Source organism: Tepidibacter formicigenes DSM 15518, assembly GCF_900142235.1.
Lineage (GTDB): Bacteria > Bacillota > Clostridia > Peptostreptococcales > Peptostreptococcaceae > Tepidibacter > Tepidibacter formicigenes.
The window spans coordinates 31,717-42,782 of record NZ_FRAE01000019.1 but is presented as its reverse complement, the minus strand read 5'-3'; the positions used below and the strand labels follow the sequence as shown (position 1 = coordinate 42,782).

Annotated in this window: 12 protein-coding genes and 1 other RNA gene; 5 read left to right on the top strand and 8 right to left on the bottom strand. The window is 27.5% G+C overall.

From position 1 onward, the window contains the following. The first annotated feature begins 329 nt into the window (after positions 1–329). Both BUA77_RS05495 and BUA77_RS05490 read left to right on the top strand, forming a co-directional pair. Positions 330–911, top strand: coding sequence for a hypothetical protein (locus BUA77_RS05495; RefSeq protein ID WP_072888119.1), 582 nt, complete (start codon positions 330–332; stop codon positions 909–911). 60 nt (positions 912–971) lie between these two features. After that, complete coding sequence (locus BUA77_RS05490; protein WP_072888117.1) at positions 972–1,532, top strand: hypothetical protein; 561 nt, start codon at positions 972–974, stop codon at positions 1,530–1,532. A gap of 25 nt (positions 1,533–1,557) precedes the next feature. Here BUA77_RS05490 and BUA77_RS05485 read toward each other — a convergent pair whose 3' ends face one another. Beyond that, on the bottom strand, positions 1,558–2,745 hold the full coding sequence (locus BUA77_RS05485) for a clostripain-related cysteine peptidase (protein WP_072888115.1): 1,188 nt from the start codon (positions 2,743–2,745) through the stop codon (positions 1,558–1,560). Positions 2,746–2,879: 134 nt separating this feature from the next. On the opposite strand from BUA77_RS05485, the gene BUA77_RS05480 reads away from it, so the two are divergent. Then, complete coding sequence (locus tag BUA77_RS05480) at positions 2,880–3,704, top strand: hypothetical protein (RefSeq protein ID WP_072888113.1); 825 nt, start codon at positions 2,880–2,882, stop codon at positions 3,702–3,704. Positions 3,705–3,794: 90 nt separating this feature from the next. On the opposite strand, the gene BUA77_RS05475 is transcribed toward BUA77_RS05480, so the two are convergent. Beyond that, positions 3,795–3,974, bottom strand: coding sequence for a hypothetical protein (locus BUA77_RS05475; RefSeq protein WP_072888111.1), 180 nt, complete (start codon positions 3,972–3,974; stop codon positions 3,795–3,797). A gap of 175 nt (positions 3,975–4,149) precedes the next feature. Continuing rightward, entirely contained in the window at positions 4,150–5,418 is a 1,269-nt protein-coding gene (locus tag BUA77_RS05470; protein ID WP_072888109.1) for an amidohydrolase, read from the bottom strand. A gap of 135 nt (positions 5,419–5,553) precedes the next feature. Here BUA77_RS05470 and BUA77_RS05465 point away from each other — a divergent pair, with 135 nt between their 5' ends. Then, entirely contained in the window at positions 5,554–6,879 is a 1,326-nt protein-coding gene (locus BUA77_RS05465) for an oligosaccharide flippase family protein (protein WP_143151305.1), read from the top strand. A 54-nt stretch (positions 6,880–6,933) separates the two neighbouring features. On the opposite strand, the gene ssrS is transcribed toward BUA77_RS05465, so the two are convergent. Together ssrS and BUA77_RS05455 are read right to left on the bottom strand one after the other, a co-directional pair. Then, positions 6,934–7,118: non-coding RNA, 6S RNA (gene ssrS / locus BUA77_RS05460), on the bottom strand. A gap of 223 nt (positions 7,119–7,341) precedes the next feature. After that, on the bottom strand, positions 7,342–7,833 hold the full coding sequence (locus BUA77_RS05455) for a hypothetical protein (RefSeq protein WP_072888105.1): 492 nt from the start codon (positions 7,831–7,833) through the stop codon (positions 7,342–7,344). 116 nt (positions 7,834–7,949) lie between these two features. Here BUA77_RS05455 and BUA77_RS05450 point away from each other — a divergent pair, with 116 nt between their 5' ends. Then, positions 7,950–8,189: a hypothetical protein gene (locus BUA77_RS05450; protein ID WP_072888103.1), complete on the top strand. Its 240-nt coding sequence runs from the start codon at positions 7,950–7,952 to the stop codon at positions 8,187–8,189. Positions 8,190–8,238: 49 nt separating this feature from the next. Here BUA77_RS05450 and BUA77_RS05445 read toward each other — a convergent pair whose 3' ends face one another. From BUA77_RS05445 to ftcD, 3 genes are read right to left on the bottom strand one after another with little or no spacing between them, the layout of a single operon-like run. Continuing rightward, on the bottom strand, positions 8,239–8,880 hold the full coding sequence (locus BUA77_RS05445; protein ID WP_072888101.1) for a cyclodeaminase/cyclohydrolase family protein: 642 nt from the start codon (positions 8,878–8,880) through the stop codon (positions 8,239–8,241). Positions 8,881–8,892: 12 nt separating this feature from the next. Continuing rightward, the gene (gene hutI / locus BUA77_RS05440; protein WP_334292346.1) at positions 8,893–10,158 is read right to left on the bottom strand and encodes an imidazolonepropionase; all 1,266 of its coding nucleotides are present in this window, start codon (positions 10,156–10,158) and stop codon (positions 8,893–8,895) included. Then, positions 10,159–11,055, bottom strand: coding sequence for a glutamate formimidoyltransferase (ftcD, locus tag BUA77_RS05435; protein ID WP_072888097.1), 897 nt, complete (start codon positions 11,053–11,055; stop codon positions 10,159–10,161). Positions 11,056–11,066: the final 11 nt, after the last annotated feature.

Genomic DNA, 11,066 nt, shown 5'->3' with positions numbered 1-11,066 from the left:
GCTAGGAATTCAGCAGATATATTAACCATTAGGGCATTTGACCCCGCAAAGGAGCATAGCTGATACCACATCATGGATAGACTGAACGAAGGAATTTAGGGACATTGATCCTGTGAGACATGGGAGGGTACGTCGCCATGAAATTAGTGGATTAATTCCAGTAATATTTTGGTAAAAACACTGATTTTCTGGGGTTATACATTTCTATATCCATAAAATTGAATATGTTGAAGTTATATCCAAAAATTATATCTATCAATTTATGAAATTGTAAGAAATAGAGAGTATTTAAGAGAAAATAAAAGTATATAGAGGGAGGATTTTAAATTATGGCTGATGATAATAAATGCTTAGGCTTTTGTTGTGGTTGTGAATTAATAAAAACAAATAGAGTGCTTTGTGAAGATGATTTTACTATTCCAGGACCTTTTACTTTCTTTAATACGATTGATAATCCATTCCCTAGTCAAGCGGTTGAAATTGATAAAGAAAACACTAAGGTTTCTATTATATCTACAGGATGTAGAACGAAATTTATTGAAAAAACTGGAAAATTCGAAGTTACATTTTTAGGATTTTTAATATGTGAAAGCATTGCTATTAAAAAAGTATCTGGTGGAGCTCCAAAAATAGTTGAATTTCCTGTATCACGCATATGCCAAGATTTTACATTTACTTTTAAAAAGTGTAAAATTGATAGAAAATGTATAGAGGAGGGTTTAACACCAAAATGTCAACTAGAGTCTATCAGTGGAGAGGACACGTTAAGTATTGTCGGTGATAATGACGGTGAAACTATTAAAATTAAACAGGCAATTAAAAATATTAAATTAGAAATGAAACTTGATCAAATAGTACAATTATTAGTTCAACTATGTCAACAAGCTCCAGGAACACTTACTGTTAAATAAAAAATAACCGTATTAATAATGAGTTCTACAATTATATCTCAATTTGAAAGGAGGTATATAATGGCTACATGCCTTACAGAAACTACAATATTAGGTATAAAACAGTCTAACAATAAAGTGTTAAATTATAATATAAAAGTAAAAGTTTCTTGTAATAATAATATGCAATTATGGGAATATATAGTTACAGATATAACTTATGATAGGTTAGATGCTCTTAGTAACTTTTCTGTAGAAATATGTGAAACTTTTACTGAATCTAATTTTATTGATAGAGGCGGAGGGAAAGTTAACGACTCAGGACAAGGAAATTGTCTTAATAATTTACCAGCTACCATACATTGGGATAAAAACAATGGTACTATCGACCCTAATAACCTTAACAAAATAACATTTTCATTTATACTAGATGGATGTTTTGAAAAGATACCAGGTATTGTTGCTATTAAAGATGGTGACATTAAAAATCCATCTGATCCCAATCTACCTAAATGTATGTTTGGTGAAGATGAAATATGCACCCCTGGATGTAATCAAAAACCGTTAAAACAACGACCACCTAGAGGAACTCCTTTTTCTGAAGAAGAAATAACTCCTATTTTTAGAAGTGATAAAAAATAGTGCATTTAACTTCGCACTATTTTTTTTACTTTAGTTTCCAATTTTTGTATTTAAATAGATTATTTAATATAATTTCTTTATCATCTACATTTAACGATGGATTCATTATTGAAATAAGTTCACATATAGCTTTATGAGATATCTTTATAGGGATTAATTCTAATTTTATACTATCGATAGCTTTTTTATTACTTACTAGATACGACCATTTATTATTTTGATTAAAGCTTAATTTATAATAAGCATATAGCTGATTAAAATCAGATGGAACTTGAGTCATAAGATTTATTCTTCCTAGATTATTATTTATTCGTTTAGAGTGAATAATAATAGAGTTCATTTCAGCTTGAATATCTTTTACGATACTATGCCATGGTTGTTTAATATCTAAATAAGAAATTATCTCATAAGGCTTTAACTCTTCTTTTTTGTTATTTAAATAACAATCACCTAAATCATTAAACAGACTCTTTATTTCTTTAAATTTAGTATTATTAACTTCAAAAGCTGCTAAATTGTAATTTAGATTATTAATAATTTTTTTTATTATATAATCTGTATTATTTCCTTCTAATAAATTTATCATTTTATCATAAGGAAGTCCTTGAATAGGTCCTTCACCTATATATGTTAATATATTTTTTACAGAATGCTCTTTATCTTTTCCAAATTCATATATTATTTCAAGTAAGTTGAAGTAGCACATGTCTATAACTAAAATATCTATATTACTATTTATTTTTTTACATGCTTTATCAATTGCAATATTCATTTCTGGAATACCCATCATATAAGGATTGTCTTGGCTATAATCTGCTAATGCACCCTTTAATACACAGCCATGGCCTCCAAGTATTAACATATAATTTTTAGAAGGGTAATTTTTAATACCCCATTTTATAAAATCATATAAGCACATAGGATCAGCCATACTTATTTTTCCTAAATCTTTAAGCAAGGTATTATTTTCTTTTGAAAAATAATACCTCCTTACCCCCACCCATTTATCATCTGACTCAGGTAAAGAATCCATAGGTCTTATAATTTTAACCAATTCCCATTCTTCTCTTCCAATTTGAACTAATACATTTATATTATCATTTATAACAATATTTTTTATATCTAACATAGCTTTTCGTATTTCAGGTTCAATATCATTGTTTCCATTTATATAAATTAAAACAGTCCAATCCTTTTGATTGTTTTTGTTCATAACAGTAACCTCTTTAAAATATATTTTTACTAAAATATATGCTTTAATGAATAAGCTAATTCGTAACAATATAAATTTAGCTTTCATATATTAAAATAGATGCTTACTATATTTCAAATGGAGGTAATGTGAATATGTCATATAATAAAAAGTGTGATTGTAATACATCAGACTGTATAGATAAAATAAAAACAGAATGTATAGCTGTTAACAAAGTATTTGATTCCACAATTTTTAAAACTCAAAAAGACTTTGAAGTATGTGATCAAAAATTTGACATAATAGTAGATAAATGTCTTAAACCTGGAGATTGTTTGAAAATTGAAAAAGAAAAATGTAAAATAGAAAAATTCAAAATTACAAAAGTCACAACTATCATAAATGGAGAAACACTATCAAGTACTCCTATAAAACAGCCAGGAGGTATAATTGATATTGATATATCAGATTTAGATTTAGATAATAAAGATTGTAATAAAAAAGGGACTGAAGCTAATATAACTCAAAAAATAAAAGTTAACTTTGAAGTTAAAGTAACTCTTAAAGGAAAAGTATTAAATTCAGATAGCCATTTTAAAGCAAGAGCCAAAATAAAAGGTTCAATTACTTTTCCTGTAGCAGTAAATTTATTTATACCTTCATTGGATTCAGCTGCAAAACCATTTTTATCTGAGCTTTGTAATGCATCATGTAAGTTTACACCATGTAAGTTGATTGTTAATAATTCATGTAACTTAATATTAGATGGAGTTCTTACATTCTGTTTTATTTGTGAAAAGAAAGTAAAAGTTCCTGTTCAAATTTGCGTTCTAACAACAGGATTATGCCAACCTAAGACAGAAAACCAAATAATATGTGATTGTTATGATTTCCCTAAATTATTTCCTAAAGAAATAGTTAATCAGTTTAAATCTGATTGTGATTTAGACTTTGATTGTGACTGTAATTGCATAGATTAAAAAAAGGGTATCTTACTTTTAAAGTAGGATGCCCTTTTTAGGTAAATAAAAATCAGCCCTTATAAAAGAGCTAATCCCTTTTATATTTTATTATCCTTCTTGAATAAATGACCTTTCATACATTTCACAAATCTCATTATTACATCTATCTGCAACACAGTGTATGCAAGTTATCACTTTGCACTTTTTATAATTCACTTCAAATTTATCTATATCATTAATATTTACTTTATCACTAACATTTATTCTATCATTAATTAATTTTCTCATCAATACCCCTCCCTTATATATCTTTGCAATATTATTATATCAATTTTTCATTTGTTTGTCAATTGCATATATTTTTTTTTATCATTCATATATATCTGCTTTTTCTATTTTTTTCTCTTTACTATGCAAGTATTATTGTATACATTCTCAACCATAAAAATAAGCTAGTATTTTACTAGCTTATTTTCTCTATTTCATAATAAACCTTTTCTAAATCTATAGTTTTAAGTTCTCTCTTTTCCATAAGTATTTTTCCATCTACTATTACAGTATCTACATCACTACCTTGAGCTGAATAAACTATATTTGATATAGTATCATTATTTGGATAAAGATGAGGTTTGTTTAAGTCTATTATTGTAAGATCTGCTTTATACCCTTCCTTTATATCTCCCATATTATTTATTCCAAATATATACTTGCCACTTGTTGTTGCCATTTTTAGAACTTGTGATGATTTGACTAAAGTTGGATCTAAATTGTACCCTTTATGAATTAAAGATGCTATATGCATTTCTTCTATTATATTTACATTATTATTACTTGCACAACCATCTGTTCCTATTGTCACTATTGCTCCTTTTTTCAAAAGTTTAGGAATAGGTGATATTCCACTTGCAAGTTTTAAATTTGATGTTGGATTATGAGAACAAATCACCTTTTTTCTAACCATTATATCTATATCTTCATCATTTAAATGAACACAATGGGCTGCCATAACTTTTAAATCAAAATATCCTAAATCATCAAAGTATTTCACAGGACTTACTCCGAATTTTTCCATACTATAATTATACTCATCTTGTGTCTCTGCTATATGAGTGTGTATACTTACATTTAATTTCTTGGCATATGAAAGTACACCTTTTAAAAGTTCTTTAGAACAGGTATACATAGCATGAGGTGCTAAATTAATATTAATTCTTCCATTATCTATATTATTATATCTTTCATATATATCTTTGATTTCTAATTTCATATTATCTTTAAATTCATCTCCAACTATATTTACACCAATACTTGCTCTTATTCCAGAATCATAAGCAGCTTTTGCAACTTCTCCTGCCATAAAATACATATCGTTTATTCCAGTAGTTCCGCACTTTATCATTTCAGCAAGTGTTAAAAGTGAACCTAAATATATATGATTCTTAGTAAGTGTTCTTTCTTTAGGAAATATATGATTATAAAGCCAATCCATTAAAGATGTATCCGATCCCACACTTCTAAGAAGGCTCATCGGTAAATGAGTATGTGAATTTATAAATCCGGGCATTAATAATTTATTTTTTCCATCGATTTCATAATCAGCTTTAAAATCACTTAGAAAATTTTTTGATATAAATTTTATTTTATCATTTTCAATACCAACAAAAACATTTTTTTCTACTTTAACTTCTTCTTTACAACGAATTATATCAATATTTTTTATTAAAATCTTCACGAAAACCAGCTCCTTTCTACGTTTCAGGTTTCCTTATTTTAAACTATATTTTAAAAATTTTCAACATCAAATATTTCATAAACTTATTTAGTTATAAAACTCTAATATAAATAATATATTTGAAGAGGAGGTGATATGTTGAAAATTCCAAATCTTGTATATTCAACTACTTTACTTTTTATTTCTAACTTTATAGTCAGAATAATAGGATTTTTATATAAAATATTTTTATCAAGAAAAATAGGAGCAGGCGGTCTTGGAATATTTCATATAATTTTTCACTTTTTAATGCTTTGTGTATCTATTACAACTACAGGAATTCCTGTAGCTTTAAACAGCTTGATCTCAAAAGAAAAAAGCTTAAATAACAAACATAATATAAATGTACTTTTTATATCCACTTTATATCTATCTTTTTTTATTTCTATATTTATATCAGTATTTGTATCCTTAAATTCTAAATTTATAAGTTTAAAACTTTTGCATTCACCAAATTATCAAATATTTATATTATCCATTACTCCTGCTATATCATTAATTACTATATCAAATATATTAAGGAGCTATTATTACGGATTAAAAAAGGTAGAAGTCCCTGCCGTAGGTCAAATACTAGAACAAATTAGTAGAATATTATTTGTGGTTTTCATATTTTCATACATAAAAAATGCCAGTTTATATTCTTTGATTCCTCTAATAGGATTATCAGTTGGTGAAATTATAAATATATTATTCGTTACTATTAATTTGACTAAAGAGCCTAATTTAAAAAACAATTATGTAATAGGATTAAGAGATTTCTTTATAGGAATAAGTAAAATCTCAAAAATAGCATTTCCTATAACTTTTAATAGGGTTTTTACAGTAATTATTCAATCTATAAGCTCTATTCTAATTCCAAGCAGATTAGTTTTAAGTGGACTTAAGTATACAAATGCAATGAACATATATGGTACTATTACAGGAATGGTTTTTCCTTTTTTATTTTTACCTTTTACTGTAACATCAGCTTTAGTTGTAAATTTAATTCCAAGCATTTCTCAGGAAATTCCTAAAAAAAATTATAAATTAATAAATAAAAAAATCTTTTTTTCTATATTTTTAAGTGCTTCTATAGGTTTTTCAGCAAGTTTAATTTATATGTTTTTTGGAGAAGAAATATGTTACTTTGTATATAAAAGTAATTTAGCAGGTAAATATCTAAAATTGATTTCAGTAAGTTGCTTTTTTATGGTATTAAATCATACTTTATCAGGTATACTTCATTCTATTGAAAAGGAATACAGAGCTACTATTAATAATATAATTGGACTTTTAGTACAACTTTTATGTATATATTTTCTAATTCCTATAAATAATATAAATATATATGGATTTATTTATGGATTCATAGCTTCAAGTATAATAATTTTTATATTACATTCTATAACTTTAATTAAAGCAAAAAAAAGATGGAAGTAACCTTCCATCTTTTTATCTTTCTTACAACCAAGAAAGAGGCCCAAAATCGAGCCTCTTTAATCCATGGCGCCGTTTGCCTTTTAAATTCATACCCGAGCTTCACCCAGGTGGGTGTCCCGTCATTTGATTCTAACGTCCTTTTAATTTATCAAAGGCTTGTTATCCACAAATGAACTTGAACTCCCGTATACTATTTGTAGGTTGAATTTATTAGGTTATAACGAACACCTCAGATTTAATTTTAAGTTTAATCCATAATGCCGTTTGCCTTTTAAATTCATACCCGAGCTTCACCCAGGTGGGTGTCCCGTCATTTGATTCTAACGTCCCCTCTCTTCCTACATTTCAGATGTTTTTCTTGTTATTATTATATACCACTTTCTAAGTTTTTAAAAGTATTTTTAACTTCCATTTCTGAAAATTTTTTTACTTATTTTCCTATTTATTCTACATAATTTACTTTTAACTTTCTTCATCATCAGAACTTAACGCATCCTCTAAGTCATTTATACTACCTAATTGTTCTAAAGCACCTGAAGTCACAAGGTCTTTTAATAAAAACATTTTATTTTTCATGTCTAATATCTTATTAATCTTATTTTTCTTATCTTCAGGAAATACATCTATTATTTCCTTAACCATCATATTTCTTTTATCTTTAACATCCATACTTCTGAAGAAATCACTTTCATCAAAATCTCTTAAATCATTTATCCTATTTAGCTTTGTTATACCTCTTATTAAGTCTAACATACTTTCCGCCTTATTTATAATAATTTTTTCATCCTTTTTCATATATTTTTTACTTCTGCTTAGTATCTCTATCCCTTTTTCTAATTTTCTATCATCAAAATCTGTTATCCTAAAGTTTTCAAAAATGTTATTTTCTGAATCAAAAATTTTATCCCCTTGTAAAGCAAGTATAGCTAATGCTATTAACATCTTATTATTCACATAATTCCCCCCCAATATAATAATACCGTTTATTCTATATATTATGTGTGTTATATAAATTTTGTTACTCTTTTATATATTTAATGCATATATTAGATATAAAGGGGGTAATCAATATGAAAATAGACAAAGAAAAATTAAAAAATGCTAATGTTGATAAGGAAAAAATAAATAAAATGAAAGAAAAAATTAAAAATGAGTACGAAGGAAAAACTGAAGAAGAATTAATGGATGAACTAAAAAAAGTATCTAAAAAAATAGATAACAAAGATAAAATACTACAAAAACTAAAACCTTTATTAAATAAAAAACAACAACAAAAGCTTGATAAAATAATGAAAGAATTAAAAAAATAAAAATATCCATAATTTAAGTCCCAATTAATTTAATTGGGACTTAAATTACTTAACTTATTTTTTCATGTATTTTAATAAGAACTTTATCTTTTATATCTTTTCCTTCACTTAGCATTTCTTCACATTCTCTGCTTTTATTTTCTACAAATCCTTTATCATCTAATCCACACAAATTTACCTTTACATTAAGTATTGCTCCTTCAAGACCACCATAGAGTAAAAGATTTCCTACTCCTAAGTCTGTTATGGCATTTTGATTTCCATAATCTATAAAATACTCCATAAGTCTTAAACCTTCTAAGGAAAGTTTTGCAGTTTCAAATGGTACATCTATAGATCCTATAGTTGCCTTTTGTATTTCTTCTTTTCTAATTTTCTTTTGTTCTTCTGTTTCTTTAGGAAGCTTAAATGCCTTCATAACTTCATTAAAAGACTCTGTATCTTTATCTACAAGTTCTAAAAGAGAATTTCTTATTTCACCTAATTTTTCAAATCTATTTTTAAATTCTTCTTTTATATTTTCATCTAAACTTTCATATTTTTTCTTACCAAAACTTAAATTTCCCATCATTCTTCCAAGACTTATTCCTATATTAGCTGCAAGAGCTGATACTGATCCTCCTCCTGGTGCAGGTGAAGATGAATCTACTTCATTACTAAAATCTACTACTTTCATATCTATAAGCTTCATAAAAAATCCCCCTTAGTATACTACTCTTCTATCTTCTACAACTAGTTTTCCTTCCTTGTAAACTTTATGTACATGATTTATACCAAAGTGATACATTATATATTCAATATTTGGAGAATCAAATACTACTAAGTCAGCTTTTTTACCAACTTCAATAGAACCTATCTCATGAGCTTTATCAATAGCATATGCAGCATTTATAGTTACAGCTGTTAATACTTCACTTGGAGTCATTTTAAGACCTAAGGAACCTAACTGCATTATAAGTTGTATATTTTCAGTAGGACAACTTCCTGGATTATAATCTGTAGATAAAGATACTGCAACTCCAAGTTCTATCATTTTTCTAGCATTAGCATAATTTTTCATTAAATTAAATGATGTTCCAGGAAGAATGTTAGCTATAACTTTATTTTGAGCCATTAATTTCATTCCTTCTTCACTTGCTGCCATTAAATGATCTGCAGATGTAGCTTTAAGTTCTGCTGAAAGCTCAGCTCCACCTATTGGAACTATTTCATCTGCATGAAGCTTTAACTTATATCCAAGCTCTTTTGCTCTTTGAAGTATTCTTCTAGTTTGATCTACTGAAAAAACTCCCTCTTCACAAAATACATCAACAAACTCTGCTAAATCTTTAACCTTCGGAAGCATTTCTATTACTAAATTAACAAACTCATCAGGATTTTCCTTATATTCAGTAGGTATAGCATGAGCTCCTAAAAACGTAGATACTATATCTACTGGATGAGTTTCATTCAATTTTTTAGCAACTTCAAGTTGTTTTACTTCTATATCAAGTTCAAGTCCATATCCACTTTTTGCTTCAAGAGTTGTTACTCCATATTCAAGCATAATATCAAGACTTTTTTTAGCTTTATTATATAATTCATCAAAAGAAGCTTCTTTAGTTGATTTTACTGTACTTAATATTCCTCCACCTCTTTTTAATATTTCAATATATGGAACTCCACTTATTTTTAAAGCAAATTCATTTTCACGAGATCCTCCATGAACTAAATGAGTATGAGGATCAACAAGTCCCGGTGTTACTGTAAGACCCTTTGCATCATGAATTTGTGTATTTTCTCCTATTAATTCATCTACTATATATCCTTGTCCTACGTCTAATATCTTTCCATCTTTTACAGCAACATAAGCATTTTTAAGTATTTCAATATTATTCATTTCCTCTTTTACTCTAGGTCCATTTGAACCTCTCATTGTGACTAAGTTTCCTATGTTTTTTATAATTAAATCTGCCCTCAATTCAATCACCTACTCCATAAGTCCTGATTCTAAGATTTTATCCATACCAAAGTTTTCTAGTCCTAAATAATAAGCTGCTGTATCAGCCAAAGCTTCCATAGGAACGAGTCCAACTATTTCACTTCCAAGAACATTTACACCATATCTTCTTGCTTCCATTTTTACCATTTCAAAAGCTCTATACATTGCAGTCTTAGTATAATCAGTTAAATTCATTGTGACTTGAACTATTCCTCTTTCTGGTATCTCAACAGGTCCTGCTTTTACAAATCTTAATCCTCCACTTGAATGTCTTATGCATTTTGCAATTTTTTTAGCTATTTCTATATTACTTGTATCTAAATTTATGTTATAAGCAATAAGAGGCATTCTTGCTCCAATAGCTGTAACTCCAGCTGTAGGATGTATGTTATTATTTCCAAAATCGGGATTCCAATTAGGATCTTTAAGTTTTTCAGGCATTCCCTCAAATTGTCCCTTTCTAACTGTGGCTAAATTTTCTCTTTCAGGTTTTGTTGCTGCTTTTTCATATAAAAATACTGGTATATTATATCTTTTCCAAACTTCCTTTGCAGTTTCCTTTGAAAGCTGTACAGCTTCATCCATACTCATTCCCTTAATAGGAATAAAAGGTACTACATCTGTAGCTCCCATTCTAGAATGCTGTCCTTCATGTTTTGTCATATCAATAACAGCAGTCGCTACTCCTATTGATTCAATAATAGCATTTTTTACAGCTTCAGGCTCTCCAATTACAGTTACAACAACTCTATTATAATCTTTATCTGCTTCATAATTTAAAAGCTTAACACCTTCTTTTCCTCTAAGTGGCTCAACTATTTTTTCTATTTTTTCTAAATCTCTACCTTCACTAAAATTTGGAACACATTGTACTATCTTAGCCATCTTCACACCCT

Excerpts from the sequence above, each read along its gene's own strand:
- BUA77_RS05490 (WP_072888117.1), top strand. The coding sequence starts at position 972 with ATGGCTACATGCCTTACAGAAACTACAATATTAGGTATAAAACAGTCT.
- ftcD (WP_072888097.1), bottom strand. The coding sequence starts at position 11,055 with ATGGCTAAGATAGTACAATGTGTTCCAAATTTTAGTGAAGGTAGAGAT.
- BUA77_RS05495 (WP_072888119.1), top strand. The coding sequence starts at position 330 with ATGGCTGATGATAATAAATGCTTAGGCTTTTGTTGTGGTTGTGAATTA.
- BUA77_RS05480 (WP_072888113.1), top strand. The coding sequence starts at position 2,880 with ATGTCATATAATAAAAAGTGTGATTGTAATACATCAGACTGTATAGAT.
- BUA77_RS05465 (WP_143151305.1), top strand. The coding sequence starts at position 5,554 with ATGTTGAAAATTCCAAATCTTGTATATTCAACTACTTTACTTTTTATT.
- BUA77_RS05445 (WP_072888101.1), bottom strand. The coding sequence starts at position 8,880 with ATGAAGCTTATAGATATGAAAGTAGTAGATTTTAGTAATGAAGTAGAT.
- BUA77_RS05485 (WP_072888115.1), bottom strand. The coding sequence starts at position 2,745 with ATGAACAAAAACAATCAAAAGGATTGGACTGTTTTAATTTATATAAAT.
- BUA77_RS05475 (WP_072888111.1), bottom strand. The coding sequence starts at position 3,974 with ATGAGAAAATTAATTAATGATAGAATAAATGTTAGTGATAAAGTAAAT.
- BUA77_RS05450 (WP_072888103.1), top strand. The coding sequence starts at position 7,950 with ATGAAAATAGACAAAGAAAAATTAAAAAATGCTAATGTTGATAAGGAA.